14 protein-coding genes and 5 pseudogenes are annotated in these 16,060 nt (G+C 61.2%); 3 read left to right on the top strand and 16 right to left on the bottom strand.

Annotated features, from left to right (window positions below; translation table 11 throughout):
- Positions 1-170 precede the first annotated feature (170 nt).
- A pseudogene (locus WS57_RS38335) lies at positions 171-410 on the top strand (hypothetical protein); the annotation flags it as partial.
- Positions 411-481: 71 nt separating this feature from the next.
- On the opposite strand, the gene WS57_RS38330 reads toward WS57_RS38335, so the two are convergent.
- The 8 genes and pseudogenes from WS57_RS38330 to WS57_RS34940 all read right to left on the bottom strand — a co-directional run bounded on the left by WS57_RS38330 (position 482) and on the right by WS57_RS34940 (position 5,011).
- Entirely contained in the window at positions 482-850 is a 369-nt protein-coding gene (locus tag WS57_RS38330) for a hypothetical protein (RefSeq protein WP_330769245.1), read from the bottom strand.
- Positions 851-1,031: 181 nt separating this feature from the next.
- Positions 1,032-1,259, bottom strand: a complete 228-nt coding sequence (locus WS57_RS38325) for a helix-turn-helix domain-containing protein (RefSeq protein WP_330769561.1) — start codon at positions 1,257-1,259, stop codon at positions 1,032-1,034.
- Positions 1,260-1,288: 29 nt separating this feature from the next.
- The gene (locus WS57_RS34950) at positions 1,289-2,020 is read right to left on the bottom strand and encodes an IclR family transcriptional regulator (RefSeq protein WP_230945551.1); all 732 of its coding nucleotides are present in this window, start codon (positions 2,018-2,020) and stop codon (positions 1,289-1,291) included.
- A gap of 373 nt (positions 2,021-2,393) precedes the next feature.
- Positions 2,394-2,561: pseudogene (locus WS57_RS36665) on the bottom strand (ATP-binding protein); the annotation flags it as partial.
- Entirely contained in the window at positions 2,558-3,235 is a 678-nt protein-coding gene (locus WS57_RS38415) for a Mu transposase domain-containing protein (RefSeq protein ID WP_419468981.1), read from the bottom strand. The pseudogene WS57_RS36665 and the gene WS57_RS38415, both read right to left, overlap by 4 nt.
- Before the next feature lie 44 nt (positions 3,236-3,279).
- Positions 3,280-3,660 (bottom strand): annotated as a pseudogene (locus WS57_RS38410) (DDE-type integrase/transposase/recombinase); the annotation flags it as partial.
- Positions 3,661-3,690: 30 nt separating this feature from the next.
- A protein-coding gene (locus tag WS57_RS36660) for an IS5 family transposase (protein WP_155741186.1) occupies positions 3,691-4,508 on the bottom strand; the annotation gives its coding sequence in 2 pieces (ribosomal slippage) (positions 3,691-4,160 and positions 4,160-4,508; 819 coding nt in all).
- Positions 4,509-4,555: 47 nt separating this feature from the next.
- Positions 4,556-5,011 carry a hypothetical protein gene (locus tag WS57_RS34940; protein WP_230945552.1) on the bottom strand — a complete coding sequence of 152 codons (456 nt, stop codon included), beginning with the start codon at positions 5,009-5,011 and terminating at the stop codon, positions 4,556-4,558.
- Positions 5,012-5,388: 377 nt separating this feature from the next.
- Here WS57_RS34940 and WS57_RS38405 point away from each other — a divergent pair.
- Positions 5,389-5,830, top strand: a pseudogene (locus tag WS57_RS38405) (alpha/beta hydrolase fold domain-containing protein).
- A 122-nt stretch (positions 5,831-5,952) separates the two neighbouring features.
- Positions 5,953-6,696, top strand: coding sequence for an NAD(P)-dependent oxidoreductase (locus WS57_RS34930; RefSeq protein ID WP_335645812.1), 744 nt, complete (start codon positions 5,953-5,955; stop codon positions 6,694-6,696).
- Between the two features lie 503 nt (positions 6,697-7,199).
- Here WS57_RS34930 and WS57_RS34925 read toward each other — a convergent pair.
- The 8 genes and pseudogenes from WS57_RS34925 to WS57_RS34890 all read right to left on the bottom strand — a co-directional run bounded on the left by WS57_RS34925 (position 7,200) and on the right by WS57_RS34890 (position 16,029).
- The gene (locus WS57_RS34925; protein WP_059516440.1) at positions 7,200-8,594 is read right to left on the bottom strand and encodes an MFS transporter; all 1,395 of its coding nucleotides are present in this window, start codon (positions 8,592-8,594) and stop codon (positions 7,200-7,202) included.
- A 179-nt stretch (positions 8,595-8,773) separates the two neighbouring features.
- Complete coding sequence (locus tag WS57_RS34920; protein WP_059516445.1) at positions 8,774-9,940, bottom strand: CaiB/BaiF CoA transferase family protein; 1,167 nt, start codon at positions 9,938-9,940, stop codon at positions 8,774-8,776.
- Between the two features lies 1 nt (position 9,941).
- The gene (locus WS57_RS34915) at positions 9,942-11,180 is read right to left on the bottom strand and encodes a CaiB/BaiF CoA transferase family protein (RefSeq protein ID WP_059516447.1); all 1,239 of its coding nucleotides are present in this window, start codon (positions 11,178-11,180) and stop codon (positions 9,942-9,944) included.
- Positions 11,181-11,310: 130 nt separating this feature from the next.
- Positions 11,311-12,477 (bottom strand): acyl-CoA dehydrogenase family protein, encoded by a 1,167-nt coding sequence (locus WS57_RS34910; RefSeq protein ID WP_059516449.1) that lies wholly within the window; start codon positions 12,475-12,477, stop codon positions 11,311-11,313.
- 23 nt (positions 12,478-12,500) lie between these two features.
- Positions 12,501-12,962 (bottom strand): MaoC family dehydratase, encoded by a 462-nt coding sequence (locus tag WS57_RS34905; RefSeq protein WP_059516451.1) that lies wholly within the window; start codon positions 12,960-12,962, stop codon positions 12,501-12,503.
- Positions 12,963-12,993: 31 nt separating this feature from the next.
- Positions 12,994-13,881, bottom strand: a complete 888-nt coding sequence (locus WS57_RS34900) for an HpcH/HpaI aldolase/citrate lyase family protein (RefSeq protein WP_059516453.1) — start codon at positions 13,879-13,881, stop codon at positions 12,994-12,996.
- A gap of 278 nt (positions 13,882-14,159) precedes the next feature.
- Positions 14,160-14,733, bottom strand: a pseudogene (locus WS57_RS34895) (IS110 family transposase); the annotation flags it as partial.
- Between the two features lie 348 nt (positions 14,734-15,081).
- Positions 15,082-16,029, bottom strand: coding sequence for a LysR family transcriptional regulator (locus WS57_RS34890; protein WP_059516455.1), 948 nt, complete (start codon positions 16,027-16,029; stop codon positions 15,082-15,084).
- Between the last annotated feature and the right edge of the window lie 31 nt (positions 16,030-16,060).

Here is a 16,060-nt window from a genome sequence, read left to right as displayed (position 1 = left end):
GACAGTTGTTCTTGCGGGGACGGGCAAGAGGAAGGCCTGGTCGGCCAATCTCGGTGCCGATTTTTTATTCTGGCACGACGTGCTAGGCGGTATGCTTAAGTGGTCGATGTTGGCACGATTGACAGCTTGGTAATCCTATCTTTCCTATGATAGTAACGAAATGAGTTCCTCTGGAAGCGACCATTGACGAGCGGCGCGCAGCGACCGTTCCTGGCGTGGTCGGGAAACCGCTCACGCTGGGATTCTCGGTGGCAGTACAAAGCAGTGCCGGTGCGCACGTCAGCGAAGATGACCGCCGCGCCGCGGGCGCAATCGTGCGCGCAAACGACACACGCGGAGGTGGTCGGCCAGGTCAAGTTGCGGGCGGCGAATTTGTCAAGGTCGACTACGAGGAAGGGCGCTCGGGCGGCTCACCTTGAAGCCAGGAGTGGACGATCAATCGGTGGTGCAAGACCGTACGGTTTCGCATTCGTCTGAACGTTCATGGCGTGTACCGAATGTCGCGAAGGACAGTGCCTAGGTCGATTGCCGTTAGCTTGATCACGGGCACTATGTGATGCCTGATAGCGCTGGCGTCCAGCTTGGGATCTACTGCGCCGCAGCTCAGTGCCATCGGTATGTCGACGCAACCTACCCGGATCGGCAACACGATCCCGTACACGTCTTTTTGACATTCGCCGATCGATGTGCAGACGCCGATCGAATCGAGCTCGTTGAAAGCGGCATCGAAGCCGGCCTCGAGCGCCGGTGTTTGATCACCGGCGGCATTCAGCAATCGTGTGATGTAATCGTAGCGAGCGTTTTCCGGCAGGCCCCAGAGCCAGGCTTTCCCGATCGCCGTCGTGCCCATGGGCAGCAACGACCCGACACCCAGCTGAAGTGTCTAGTTGCGCGCGTCGTAACAATGGGCCACGCACAGCATGTCGAGACGATGTGGCACGGCGAGTGCAACCGGGACACCGAGATGGTCGGAGAGGTGCTGCATCACTGGTTCGGCCAGTCGCGTGACGGGATTGGTTGCCAGGTAGGAGTTACCGATACCGAATATGCCCGCAGCCAGTTCGAACCGGGAGCTGCTTGCCACGCGGCGGATGAACCCGAGCTGGATAAGGGTAGGTCAGGCGAGACACGACCGATCGCGGCAGTTCGGTTCGCCGCAGCAGTTCGCCGTTTGTTAGCGGTATGCGTTCGGCATGGAATACGCTGAGCACCTGTAACCCGCGTTCGAGCGTCATCGTGATTTCCGTATCGTTGGCCATGGTGGTATCTGGGATAGGCGAGCGGGTGATCAGCGACGTGTCGGCAGTCGCTCCTGCAGGACATGCGCACACGCGACAAGCCTCGATCCGAGTTCGCGCTCGACACTGGCCTGTGCAACGCGCGCCGTGCGTCCGTCGCAGCACTGCACGAGAGGCGGGTGACCCGGCGGCGTGACGGGGGCTGCAACACACGTTAGCTCCGGCTCCCACTCGCCATCCAGCATGCAGAAACCGAATTCGTGTACCTGCACGATCTTTTCACACATTCGGCGGCGAATGATGGCCGGCCAGGCATCGCCGGCGTGGAGTTCGACCTGGGTCAGTAGATAATGCCGCTCGTCCTCAGGAAGCGCCGCCAGCAGGGCCCATCCCATCATCGAATAGGCGATCGGAACGTGCATGCCGGGCGAGAGCCATAACTCCAGCAACGCACGACGATTGACGTGCGCTTCCAGCAGAACCACGTTGAGCCGGTCGCGTGTGCCAAGCAGGACGTACGTATCCGTCGCTTCGGCGAACACGCGCATTTCGACGCTGGCGATCCGCAGCATTTCGGGATCCGCGATGGCTGCATAGCCCAGTGCCAGCGACGCCAACGCCAACGAATACAGTTTGCTTTTCTCGTCCCGATGCAAGTAGCCGAGCGCCACCAACGAACGCAGCAGGCGCAGCACGGTAGGCGCGGGATTCCCGGTCACGTCGGCTATTTCCTGATTCCCGAGCGCGCTTTTGTCTGGCGTAAAGGCGGAAAGAATTGACAAGCCGCGGGCAAGCGGCGCGACGACGACGGCGCTTTCCGTCTGACCGTGTCGCGTAGCACGGGGCCATGCGAGGTCGATTCTCTACGGCCCGCTGAGGGACCTCAGACCAGCATGTCGCGGCAAGGATCGGTCGGTTGGCATAGTCATTTCGAGATTGACAGGGAGCGGCTTCTCCCATGCTTTGAAATTCTACTGTACCGAAATGGCGCTGCCTGTTGCATGGACTTTCAAAGCACGGGTTAGCTTGTCGCTCGCGATTGCTGGCGATAAGCGTGTGGATTTTCGATAGGAGACGGGGCGGGATGAAAACATTGGAGACAAGCCATGCAGTACCCTGAAAAAACAACACAGACGCGTCGCACCGATGAAAATGCTTCTTGTGTTTGCGACGCGCGACTTCGTCATGCAGCAGCATCGCGAGGAACTCGGTGTAAGCGAGCTGCCCATCGATTGCCTGACGGTTGCGCCGCTCGAGCGTGTCGGGGACGCCGGACAGGCGGAGCTGTTTAATGATGGAATTCAGTTCAGTACTCGGATTCATGGTGTCAATGGATCAGCAGGGATTGGAGAGCACGGCCGAAACGGCCGCCGTTCTGGTAAGCGACAGTCGGGGCCGACGCGGGACGCGGCACGGGTTCGCTGTCCAAGCCCTAGTCGAGGATGCCCTTGATGGTGCTGTACTTCGGGCTGCTGACCGCGAGCCCGCTCACAGGCCGCCTCCAGACGCAGATCGCCGACATTCTGCCGCAACCGGATGAGACCCTGCGCGCCGCGCAGGTTGACGAGCACCTTGTCGTTGAACAGCGCGAGGATCAGGCCGTGGCACGACGGCCCGATATCCTTTGCGCGCGCGAGACACCACTGCGGATCGTGCTCGAGCCAGGCCTGCGCTTTGGGCAGTTGATGATCTCGCACCGTGTGGCGGCTGCCGGCGCGCTGCCCCGGCGGGGTCGCGACGAGCTCTTGCCGATGGAACAGCTGGATGACCGTATCGGTCGCCTTCAGCCAGAGCAACTTGCCGACGAGCGTAAACGGTGCCGAGTACAGCGCGTGCTTGTAGACGACGTGGCCGTCGCGATGGACTGCCACTTCCTTCCAGACCGACAGTACCGCCGGCACGTCCGGCAACGCCGCGAGCAACTGGCGCTCGACGCCGAAGCGCGTCAGCGGCCGTTCGTGAACGGTGCCGTGGATGCGCGTGTCGGCCTGCTGCATGCACCACTCGCGCAGTTGCCGGTTGGCGTCAGCCAGACCCGGAACTAGCGCAGCGGCACGAAGGACTTCTTGACGTATTTGACGCCCGACTCGACGATGCCTTTCTGCTGGAGATCGTAGGGCGGACAGGCGTCGATCCGGAATCCATATCCTTCGGCGAGCGCGGCGTGCGAGTGTTGCACCGCCGGTTCGTATCGGTACGCCCGGATGATCGCGCACTTCGCGTTATCGATGATGACCCGGCCTGGACAGCCGCCGAACCATTCGAAGGCACGCCGATGGCAGGCGAGCCACGTCTCGACGGTCTGGTCGAGGACGATCTCGGCGTACTGGTGACGCGACCAGCACAACGTCATCACGAAGATCCACGTCCGGACCGCTATGCCCACGACCGTCAGCACGGGACCCGCCCCGAAGTCGATCTGCGCGGCGTCGGCCGGGGCTAAGAGACGGTTTCATAAAGACTGCTGAGCCCGCTGCAAAGTGTTCCAGCAGATCATGGAGCAACCGAGTTTGAGGAACGCTTCATGAATGTCGGCACGCCGTTCGAATCGGATACGGAGACGTCGAAAGTGGTGCATCCAGGCATGCGTGCGCTCAACGACCCATCGAACCTTCCCAAGCCCGCTGCCGTGTGGTTGTCCGCGTCGGGCAATGCTGGTGGGAATGCCTCGCTCGTGCAGGATGCGCCGGTACTTGTCGTGATCGTAGCCTCGATCCGCATAGACGCGTTTGGGCCGGCTCAGTGGCCGACCGCGAACGCCTTTGATCGGCGCGATCGCCTCGATCAGGGGGATCAGTTGCGTGACGTCATTGCGGTTGGCTCCGGTCAAGATTGCCGCGATCGGCGTGCCGTTGGCGTCGGTGGCGAGGTGGTGTTTGGAACCGAGTCGCGCTCGATCGGTGGGGTTCGGGCCAGTTTTTCGCCCGCCCCAACCGCTCGAATCGACGAGGAGTCGACGACCACACGTGAGAAGTCGATCTGGTTTGCCGCGCGTAGTTTGGTCAGCAGCAACGCGTGCAATGCATCCCAAACGCCAGCCTCTTGCCAGTCCCGCAGCCGTCGCCAGCAACTCACGCCCGAGCCACATCCCATTTCCGCAGGAAGATCGCGCCAGCGAATGCCGGTCTTCAGCACGAACAGAATGCCCGTCAGCGCTGCGCGATTCGGCACGGGCTTGCGGCCCGGGTACTTGAACCGACGGGGCTTGGCAGGCGGTAGAAGTGGCTCGATGAGTTTCCACAACTCGTCGTCAATGATCGGCTTGCCCATCTTCCTGATCCCGTTGTCACGACGGCTCAGGTTAACAGGTCAAGAGCTTAGGTTAACAGGTCAAGAGAAAAGTTAACAGTAGCTACGCGTCTTTTTGAAACCGTCTCTAAGTCGAGAATCGTCGTGGTCGCCACACCGCGCTCGGCGGCCAAGTGCTGCAGGGCACGCCGGACTGCCGAATAGCTGTCCGTGTAGCCGTGGTTACGCTGAAGTGCGGCTTGGATCGTGGTGTCTTGGACGCCCGCGGGATACCAGGCGCGGATTTGCTCGCGAAACGGCTCAACCGCCGACACACAGGTGTAGGGCAGTTGCGGTGTGCGACCGATGGCGCCCGCAATCTCGGTGTCATCCGGCAGCGGCGGTGTCGGGTCCAGCCAGCCGCGCGCCTTGGCTTCGCGGCGCACGCTCGTCAACTTCTTGCGTCCCATCAAGCCGCCGCGTGCGATGTCGCGGTCGGAATCGCCTTGCTGCATGCGGACAAGGACTTCGCGGTACTCAAACACTCCGGACCTCCGATTGGCCATGGACGCTCCGCTCAAAAAGAACAGAGCGTACCGACTTGGAAAGTTCGAACCGCGCCTGCGACCGGCCGCTGCGGGCGCCTATGAGCCGATCATCACGTGGCGCCTTTACGGCGATCACGGATTGGCTCTATAGCGGCGAACCGTGACACGCGTATCCGCCGCTTGAGTGGCGCACGGCGGTGGGGAGTCAGTCGATATCGCCATCCCGCTGCCCGGTCGCGTGCTGGCTGCGCTCGTATATCAGCCGCGTGACGCTCAGAGTCATAGCGTTACGGTGTTTTTCCATGGTGGTGGCTTCGTGATCGCACACGCACGATCACGGTTGCCGCGACCTGTGCGCCGGTGGCAGCAGTGCCGTGATCTCAATCGATTACCGGCTGGCGCCTGAGCATCAGTTTCCTGCTGCGGTCGCCGAGTGTCTCGACACCGTGCGATGGATCGAACGGAACGCCGATGCACTGTCGATCGACCCATCGCGCATCGTCGTGACGGGCGACAGTGCCGGCGGCAACCTGGCCGCGGTGGGCGCATTGCGTATTCGGGACGCGCGCGGCGATGGTTCGTTTCTGGGACGACTACCTTGCGAACGCGGATGGCTCATCCAACCCGTATGCGTGCCCGCTGCGCGCCGCGTCGCTGGCGGCACTGCCACCGGCACTGGTCGTCACCGCCGAGTTCGATCGGCTGCGCGACGAAGGTGACGCGTATGCACACCGTCTGTCGGAGGCGGGCGTGCAAACCACGCTATGTCGTTTCGACGGCCTAATTCACGGCTTTTTCGGGATTGGATTGATCTGAGCGAAGGCGCAAGAGGGGGGACTGCAGACCGCAGCCTGGATTCGTGACGCACTACGATGAGATGAAGCGCCGTTGCGGTGCATGCGGTCTCATCTGGAATTCACACCTTGTTTGAGGTAGTCATGACGGCACTCCAAGATATTGGTTTCCTGGGGCTAGGGAAGATTGGGACACCCATGGCCGAGCGTTTGCTGGGACACGCATGTCGGCTACATGTGTACGATCCGTCCGCAGATGCACTAGCGCCGTTCGTCGATGGCGGGCCGTCGCGTATGGCTCGCTGCGAGTGGTCGCCGACGTGGCGAGCATTGTCTTCGCACGAGGTCGGCCTCGGTCCACACGGCGTCGTACACGGTTCCGGGATCCGGGATTATGTTGAGATGTCGACGATCGGCCAGGACACGATTGAAGGAATTGGCGCGGGCCTTGCGCAGCGCGGGATGGATATCGCTGATGCGTCGGTTTCCGGCGGCCCGGCCGCGGCGCCGGCCGGCACGCTGGCCATGTTGATATCAGCCATGCCGGCGACGGTTGCGAAAGTGTCGCCGCTGCTTGATATGATTGGCAAGGAAGTGTTTCCGAGGGGCGATCGCGCCGGCATGGCGCAGATCATGAAGATCGTAAACAACGTCGTGATGGCGGCGAACATGGTGGTCTGTGCCGAAGGGCTTGCGATGGGGGAGAAAGCCGGGCTCGATGTGGACATGATGATGCGATTGATCGATTCGGGATCCGGCCAGCGTTTCACGTGCTCGAGAATCATGAGTCGGGCCGTGTCGGGGAAATTCGACTTTGGCGCTGCGCTTACCGTGATCGGGAATGATATGGCGCTCGGCCTTGCGGAGGCGCGCCTGATGGAGGTGTGATGCCGGCTTTGGAGCGTGCGCGTGACGTCTGGCACGCAGCGTTAGAAGCAGGCCTTGGCGACGCAGACTTTACTTCGATACTCAAATTTGTCGAGGAGGTGAACGGCACGAGGGTGCGGGGGCAGGGCATATGAATCTGGTGTAGGCGGCCGATCTCTCGCTGTTTCACATTGTCGGAGCTAACCAGCACGGGCGGATTGTCCTGAAATTCAAGTGTCGTCGCGACGCATTGTTGCAGTTCTTTTCGACACTTTCTCTTGGGGTGCAGGTTTCGAGAGCGTGAGCGAAGCGGGTTCGCCCGTAGATGGTCAATGGCGCTGTTGAAGCTTCGGACGAGCTGGTATTGTTCGATACGGGCGGTAAGTTGCTTTGCGGCGTCGGCTGGCTCGGCCAGTCGTTCTTGTCCCGTTTCGTCGACCCTAATCAAAGACCCTATGTGTTCAAGCTGGCCTGGCGAGCACCGAAAAATGTTGGTGTCCGCCAGCGGCCTTGGCTTGGCAGGATCAGTCAGCTCGCTCTGCGCGTGCCTCGGCAAGCAATCGACGAAATTGCGGGAGAGCGGTAAGCAGAAGCCAAGCGGCCAGTGCTGATGCAATCGTGCAAATAATCCCGATCGAATTTCCTACCATCTTCGGGTTGCCATACACCCGGTCCGTGACCATAGCAATCAACGTTGGGCCGAGCCCGAAGCCGATCAGCTGCGCGAAGAACGTGTAGAGTGCTCCGACCGTGCCGCGCATGCGGCTGGGTGCAACGTATTGCAGGGCTGCCGCTAGGCAGCCGGTAGGCAGTGAAAAGAAAAAGACCGTGCCGGCCGCCGCTGCCAGTACACATGTTGCGCTGGTCGCAAACGGAATGCTCGCACAGCAGAGCAACATGGGAACCATCGCGATTGCGGCAGTCCGTAGTGTGGCATCCTCGTAACCACGCCGCTCGAGCCATCGAACGACTAGTGGTCCAAGCAATGCACCGGCGATGCCAAAGGTGACCACGACCGAACCGAAACGGAAGCCGACGACGGCCGCGGGCATCCCGTGCGTACGGATCAGATACGTCGGCAGCCATGTCGGCATACCAAGCACGACGATTGCCAGCATGCCGACACCAATGAAAAGCCGAACGTAGAACCCACGACGCTCCCAAAGAAACGAGGCTGATTCTCGAACCGAGAATTGGCGTTCTTCCGGCCTGTTGCCGCCGATGTTGCGACGGATGGGTTCACGTACGGTCAACAGCACAAGAAGTGCGAAGAGCAGCCCCGGAAGTCCAATCGCGATGAATGCAAGCTGCCAGGTCTCGAATCCGGCCAGCATCGGAAACTGCTGACGGACATCCCTGGCGAACGAGATCACAAGGCCGCCGGCAACGAGCGAAAGTCCGCCGCCGAGTAATGGTCCAAGTACGAAGACGCTCATCGCACGCGGCATCCGCTTTGCTGAAAAGCAGTCTGCGATCACCGACAGTGCGATCGGGAACATGCATGCCTCGCTTGCCCCGACGCCGAAGCGCGCGAGGAACAACCCTTCAAACGTCGTGGCTGTACCGCATAACGCCGTGAAGATGGACCACAGACAAACTCCAATCAGCAGGATGTTGCGCCGGTTGGTGATATCGACGAGTCGACCGAAAAGTGGTGATGCGAGCAGATACGCAGAAATGAAGGCGATTCCTTGTACAAGACTAAGCTGTGTGTCGGAAATAACGAGCGAATGCCGGATCGGGTCGACCAGCAGGTTCAGGATTTGGCGATCGATGTATGCAAGCGAGTACGCAAGCATCAATATGATCAGGACGTACCACGAGCGAAGGCCGTCGATCCTGGTTTGAAGGGAGGCCTGTGCTGCTAGTACGTTGTTCAACCTGCCGACAGGCGGCATTTCATTCGTGACGTTCTTCATATCTCCTCCTTAACAATGATTCATTTTTTAAGTATTCTGTCGCTCACCAAACGGACATAACGCGAAAAACGGTAAATTCATATCGTCGTTCAAGACGAGGTCAAACAGATTGCATACTGTTTTGTCGAACCTGTGACAATGTCCTTACGTCGATCCTGACCGTCGTGCGTTCGCCAACGTCAGATAAACGTCCGCTGTGCGTGATAGGCTTCGATGCGTGCGTCCGACAACCAGTCTTGCAGCGCGGCGATTGCATTATTGGTACTCAACACTGCGGGCGCCTCGGGCCGCGCGGCCGGCGTTCGAGAGAAGCGCGGGCCGGGCGCCGGGTGCGTCACGCCGTCTACGTCGACGAACATGCCGCGTGCCTGCGCGTGCGGGTGGCGCGGTGCTTCGTCGAAGTCGAGCACGGGCGCCACGCACACGTCGAGATGACCGAGCCGCTGCACCCATTCGTCGCGCGTGCGTTCGCTGAATTTTGCGGCCAACACTTGCTTGGCCTGCGGCCACTGCACGCGATCCATCTGCGCCTGCAGCAGCGGGTGGTTCTGCAGGTCGAGCTGTTCGAGCAGCAGCCGGTAGAACTTGCCTTCGATGGGGCCGACACTCACGTACTTACCATCGGCGCACGCGTAGACCTCGTAGAAGTGTGCGCCGGTGTCGACCAGGTTGGTGCCGCGTTCCTTGCCTAGCATCCCGGCGGCATGCAGGCCCATCATCACCGTCATGATCGACACGACACCGTCCACCATCGCGGCGTCCACCACCTGGCCCTTACCGGAACCGCGTGCTTCGAGGATGCCCGCGAGCAGCCCGAACGCGAGGTACAGCGAGCCGCCAGCGTAGTCGCCGAGCACGTTGAGCGGGGGCGTCGGCGCTTGTCCGGCGCGGCCCATCGCGTGCAGCGCGCCGGTGATCGAGATGTAGTTCAGGTCGTGCCCGGCCACGTGCGACAGCGGGCCGTCCTGCCCCCAGCCGGTCACGCGGCCGTAGACGAGGCGCGGATTGCGTGCGAGACACACATCGGGCCCGAGGCCCAGGCGTTCCATCACGCCCGGGCGAAACCCTTCGATCAGCGCGTCGGCGTCATCGACCAGTTCGAGCAGCATCTCGACGGCTGCCGGATCCTTCAGGTCGACGCGAATCGACTTGCGGTTGCGCAGCCCGAGATCGAATTGCACCGGGCGCGGTGCGCCGAGGCCGGACGGAGCCTTGCGATCGACGCGGATGACGGTCGCGCCGAGGTCGGCCAAGAACATCGCGGCCAGCGGCCCGGGGCCGATGCCGGCGATTTCTACCACCTTGATGCCCGCGAGCGGACCGGAGCGGGTTCGCGTATCAGTCATCTCAGATCACTCCGTCCCTGCGCAACTGCGACAGCTCGGCTTCGGAGCGATTGAGCAGCCCCCGGTAGATTTCGTCGTTGGCGGCACCGAGCGCCTGCGCGGGCTGGTCGAACTGCACGGGCGTCCCGGACAGCTTGATTGGCAGCCCCATGCCCATCGCGTCGACATCGGCGAGGCCAGGGTGCTCCAGCCTGACCACCGCACCACGCTCCCGCAGCGCCGGGTCATGCAGCACCTCCTGGGGCGAGCGCACTTTCGCGGCGGGAACGCCGCGCTTCTCTTGCAACTCGTGGATGACTTCGGCGCTGGTGAGCTGCTGCGTCCACGCTTCGATGAGCGTGTTCAGCCCGGCTGCGTGTGTCATGCGCGGGCCGCGCGTGGCATAGCGCGGGTCGTTCAGCAGCTCGGGTTGTCCCATCGCTTCCGTCAGGTTCTGGAACCAGTCGGGCTGGAACGCGACGAGTGCGACGTGACCGTCTTTCGTGCGGTAGACGCCGAACGGCACCAGGCGGTCCTGGAAGTTGCCAGAACGCTTGGGGTAGCCATGCGCGTGGAAGATGTCGAAATGTTCCTCGGCCACCAACGACGCGAGGCAATCGAGCATGGACACCTGCACCTGTTGCCCTTCGCCCGTCTTGCCTCGATGAATCAGCGCCGCGAGGATGCCGTTCACCGCGAACAACGGCGCGATCATGTCGGCCATCGGAATCCCGATGCGGGTGGGCGGACCGTCGGCGAACCCGGTCACGTCCATGATGCCGGACAGCGCCTGGACGATGATGTCCATGCCCTTGAGCTTCGGGTATGGGCTTGGCTCGCCAAACGCCTTGACCGATGCATAGACGATCTTCGGGTTGACCTTGCGCACACGCTCGTAGTCCACGCCTAGTCGCGCCGTGACGCCTTCGCTCGCGTTCTCGATGACGACGTCGGATTCCTTGACCAGTTCCATGAACAGCGCACGACCCTGTTCGGACTTCAGGTCGAGCGTGATGCTCTTCTTGTTGCGCGCGCGGTTGAGCGTGGTCAACGACACTTCGTCGTCGCCCTTCACACCGAAGTGGATGCCGTCCTTGCCGATGTACGGGGGATTGTTGCGTGCGATGTCGCCGCCACAGGGGGGCTCGACACGAATGACCTCAGCGCCCAGGCCACCGAGCAACAGGGAGCCATAGGGGCCCGCGAGCGCGACGGTCAGGTCGAGGACGCGGATGCCTGCCAATGGTTTGGTAACCGACATACGTTATCTCCGGAAAACCTGTGTGTGACCGATGCCCGCTCTTTCTTCGGCGGGCTCGCGTCATCGACCGGCTTTTCTATTGGAAGGTAGGCAACCATCGATCGTCGGACCGACGGTTGCCCACGGCTCGTCAGTACGATTTGGGCAATCCGAGCTTGCGCTCGGCGATGTTCGACAGGATGAGTTGCGGGGTGACGGGCGCGATGTAGCCGATCCACGCCTCCCGCATGAACCGCTCGACGTGGTACTCCTTCGCGTAGCCGAAGCCGCCATGCGTAAGGATCGCGGTCTGGCATGCCTGCATGCAGGCCTCGGACGCGAGCAGCTTCGCGGCGTTCGCCTCGGAGCCGCAGGAAAGCCCCTTGTCGTAGAGTTCGGCGGCGGCCAGCATCATGTGGTTGGCCGCTTCCAGCTCGGCCCAGTTGCGAGCCAGCGGATGCTGGACGCCCTGGTTCTGACCGATCTGACGACCGAACACGACGCGATCCTTCGCGTATTGAGTCGCAATCTTGAGTACGGCGCGACCCATGCCGACTTGCTCGGCGGCAACGAAGACGCGTTCGGCGTTCATCCCGTGAAAGATGTAGCTCAGGCCCTTGCCTTCTTCGCCGATCAACTCGTCCTTCGACACCGGTAGGTCGTCGATGAAGAGTTCGTTCGTATCGACCGCCGCGCGGCCGAGCTTGTCGATCTCGCGGATTGCGACATATCTGCGGTCGAGCTTCGTGTAAAACAGGCTCAGCCCTTCGCTGTGCTTCTTGACCTGGTCAAGTGGCGTGGTGCGCGCGAGGATCAGCATGTGGTCGGCCACCTGCGCGGTCGAGATGAAGACCTTCTTGCCCGAGATCAGGTAGTTGCCGTCGGGCTGCTTCTTCGCGACGACCTTCAGCTTCGTAGTGTCGAGGCCGGTGTCCGGTTCGGTCACCGCGAAACACGCTTTGTGCTCGCCGCGGGTGAACGGCGGCAGCCACGCTTTCTTCTGCACTTCCGAGCCGAAGTGCACGACCGGCTGCAGGCCGAAGATGTTCATGTGGATGGTGGACGCCGCCGCCTGGCCGCCGCATTCGGCTGCGGCGCGAAGAAAGAGGGCGGCTTCGGTCACGCCCAGGTTGGCGCCGCCAAACTCTTCCGGCATGCAGATGCCGAGCCAGCCGCCGCTCGCGACCGCGTCGAAGAATTCATGCGGAAATTCGTGGTTCTTGTCCTTGTTGCGCCAGTATTCGAGCGGAAACTTCGCGCAGATCTTTTGCGCGGCGTCGACGATCGCCTGCTGGTCGTCGCTGAGTTGATAGTTCATCGTCTTCTCCGGTAGGGGTGAATTCAGGCGTTGTTGGCGGGGCGCAGCAGCATCAGGCCGGTGCGCAACGCGGTGCACACGATTTCGTCGCGCTGGTTCTTCGCCACATGCTTGAACTTGACGATGCCGGAGTCGTTGCGGCTCTTCGACAGCCGGGTTTCGAGGATCTCGGTCTCGACGCGAATCGTGTCGCCATGGAACGTCGGCTTCGGGAACGCAATTTCGCCGAAGCCGAGATTGCCCAGTGTCGTGCCGAGCGTCGTTTCGTACACGGTGATGCCCGCCACCAGCGCGAGCAGGAACATGCTGTTCACGAGGCGCTGGCCGTACATCGTGTTCTTGCTGTATTCCGCATCGATGTGCAGCGGCGCGCAGTTGTAGGTCATCGCCGAGAACAGCACGTTGTCGGTCTCGGTCACCGTGCGGCGGATCGCATGCTCGATCACCATGCCGGGCTTGAATTCTTCGAAGTAAAGGCCTGCCATTTTGTGTCTCCTGACGTATTCGGGTGGGGAATCAGCGGTTGAACGACTGCGCGAGCGCGATGATTTCGCGTGCCGTTTTCGCGTGGGCGATGTCGATGTGCTCGCCGTCATAAATGCACGACGCGCGGCCTTCCGCCTGGGCCTGGTCGAGCGCGTCGATCATGCCCTGGTAGAACGCGACTTCTTCTTCGGTCGGGCTGTAGGTGCGGTTGACGATCTCGACGTTCGACGGATGCAGCACCAGCTCGCCGCTCATGCCGAGCTGGCGGTCGTTTGCCGACGAGACCTTGAGCCCGTCGAGGTCGTGCACCTGCTGCCACACACCGCCGATCGGCAGCTTGCCGGCGGCGCGCGCGGCCATCACGATGCGCGACTTCAGGAACTGGGTTTCGCGGCCTTCGAGCGACCAGACGGTCTTCAGTGCGCGCGCCACGTCGGCGTTCTTCGCGGTCGCGCCGACGATCGCCGGCACCCGGTCGTGCTGCGCGATTTCATACGCGAGTTGCAGCGAGCGGGCGGTTTCCAGCAGCGGAATCACCTTGGTGTGACCGACTTCGACGCCGACGCGGTACTCGGCCTCGGCCAGCATCGACGACACGGTGTGGATGTCTTCCGGCCCGCACGGCTTCGAAATAACGACGCCTTCGAGCGCCGGGCTCACAATTGCGAGGATGTCGTCGAAGTCGTACAGGTGCGCGCTGCGGTTGATGCGTACCCACACACGCTGCTTCTGCTCGGCGAGCCACGCGAGCTTCGAACGGACAATTTCGCGCGCCTCGACTTTCTGTGCGGGCGGCACGCTGTCCTCGAGATCGAGGATCAGCGCGTCGGCTCCGGATTCGACGGACTTCTCGATCCAGGTCGGCTTGTTACCGGGAACGAAAAGGAAGGAACGGATGAGTTTCGTTTGCGTCAACATGGTTGCATTAGCCCAATTGATCGTCGGTCATCAGGTGATGGCCTGACGATTACGTCTGTTCAAAGGTCGGAACTCGTCGGCAGATGGCAACGTTCATGGGCTGTCTCCTGGGTAGGTGGCCTTGTACGCAGCCATCGCATCGGTCGTTGCGACTATTACATTCGCAAGTCAGGTAGTTAGAAAGACACCGAGACTTATGAAAAAAATAAGCATCAGTTATGGCGCATGCTTAATTGGTGGGGCGGAGGTGGGAGCAGGCGGTGCCCCTATGTTGTTCGTCAAGCGTTAGGCGCTGACTTGGATTGGTAAATGGTGGCGTCGCGCAGCATGGTGAGCACGACGTCGCCGCGTCGCCGCGCCTGCACGATGAGTGTCTGGTTGTGGCGCTTGCCCTGCTGGATCTTGCGTGAGTTATAGTTTCGTGAGACTGGATCTCGAAACGCCGCAAAGGCGGAGAGGAGCAAGACGCGCTTGAGCATTTTGTTGCCGCGCCTGGATGGGGGCTCGCCACGGATCGACGAGCCAGAGCGCCGGGTGACGGGCGCGAGCTCAGCGTATGCGGCATCGGGAGAGCGGCTTCTGCAATAGTCGCAGCCTAGGCATCGGTCTTGGCTTCACCGGCATGCAGATCAGCGATGCGGCACATGGCCATTCCCAACAGATGGTGACGAGTATGCCTTCAGCGTGGGCGGCAGCCACTGGAAGCGCGGCGATGGTGGAAGGCTAGTCGACGACGAGCAGGAGTCGACCGTGAGTCTCGAGCTCAGAGATGAGGGCGCGCAGCTTGGCCTCGTCGTCGTTGTACAAGCGCTTTCCGTTCCGATCAAGCTCGACCGCGTGGTGCTTCCCTTTGAACGTCGATTGAAACCTTTAACGAAGTTTAAACTCGTGAACTTCAACACGTCCGATAGAGAAACCAGGGAACAAGGTCACGTGAGGACGTCGTAAATCAACATAGCATCGTTCGGCCACTTCGTCGTTGGGGGCAGGTAGTGCTGACTGGTCCCCGTACGGAGTTGAGAAATCCTGGCAGGACCTTCGAAAGGTTCTGCGCAAACGGTGAACAGGGAACCCGTGCTTTGCTGTTGCGCGTGCACGAGGACTCATCGGCGCAGGTTGATTCGTACTAACGAGCGGCGACTGGGAGCTTGGACTAAGCGAGTGCCCAGGCACTTTTCCGCTTAACCGCAGGGGTAGGATTTAATCGTTCGGCGACGCCCAATTTCGATAAGCAGTCTCTATCAGCTTGCGCAACCATATGTGGCTGGCATCGCGTTGGAACCGCTGGTGCCAGATCATGCGGGCCGTGAGTGTTCCAACGTTGAAAGGTACGGGCAGCAATTTGACTGGGAATAAGGCCGCCAATTGCCGCCCGGCCGGCTCGCCCACAGTGCAGATCGCATCCGTCTTGACGATGGTCTGGGCCGCGACAAAATCGCTGGAGACGGTCGCCACCGCGTTCCGGTGAATCCCAGCCGCCAGCAAACGCTCAGAGATCGGATCTATAGTGTCGGCTATCCGGCGTACGCTCACATGCCGCCCGTCGATATAGTCCTGTAGGGTAAGCTGTGTATCGGACCATCTACCTTGGGCTGACACCATGCAGACGACACGATGTTCGGCAAGTCGTTGCTGACGCAGTGACGGTGCCGCGCCTGCTAAGCTGCCGGCCGCAAGATCCACTTCCCCTTGCTCGAGCATGGACAGCAATTGAGAGTGATGCACCCGTATCCCGCGTATGCGGCATTGCGGTGCATGCAGTGCGAATTCGGCTGCGACACTCGGCAGAACGGCAAACTCTGCAACTTCGGACAGGCAAACGATGAATTCCTGCTCGGCAGTCGCGGGGTCAAAACCGTCGGGGGGACGAGAGAGTATGTCAAGATCGCAAAGAAGGCGTGCTATGACCGGTTGCAGTGCAAGCATGCGCGGAGTCGGTTTCAGTGAATTTCCGCTACGCACAAACAACTCGTCCCCAAAGTGCTCTCGCAGCTTGCGGAGACTCTGGCTGATAGCAGGTTGCGTCACACCGAGCGCGATGGCCGCTTTGGACACATTGCCAGTATCCATAATCGCTTGAAGCGTTGCCACAAGGTTCAAGTCAACACGGCTTGAACGCCCCGATTGTCGCGGTCTATACAAGGACATAAGCGTTGGTTATGTTTCTCATAATCATGGG

The sequence above is a fragment of the Burkholderia pseudomultivorans genome, assembly GCF_001718415.1.
In the GTDB taxonomy this organism is placed as follows: Bacteria; Pseudomonadota; Gammaproteobacteria; order Burkholderiales; family Burkholderiaceae; genus Burkholderia; species Burkholderia pseudomultivorans_A.
This window is presented reverse-complemented; position numbering and strand designations above follow the sequence as displayed.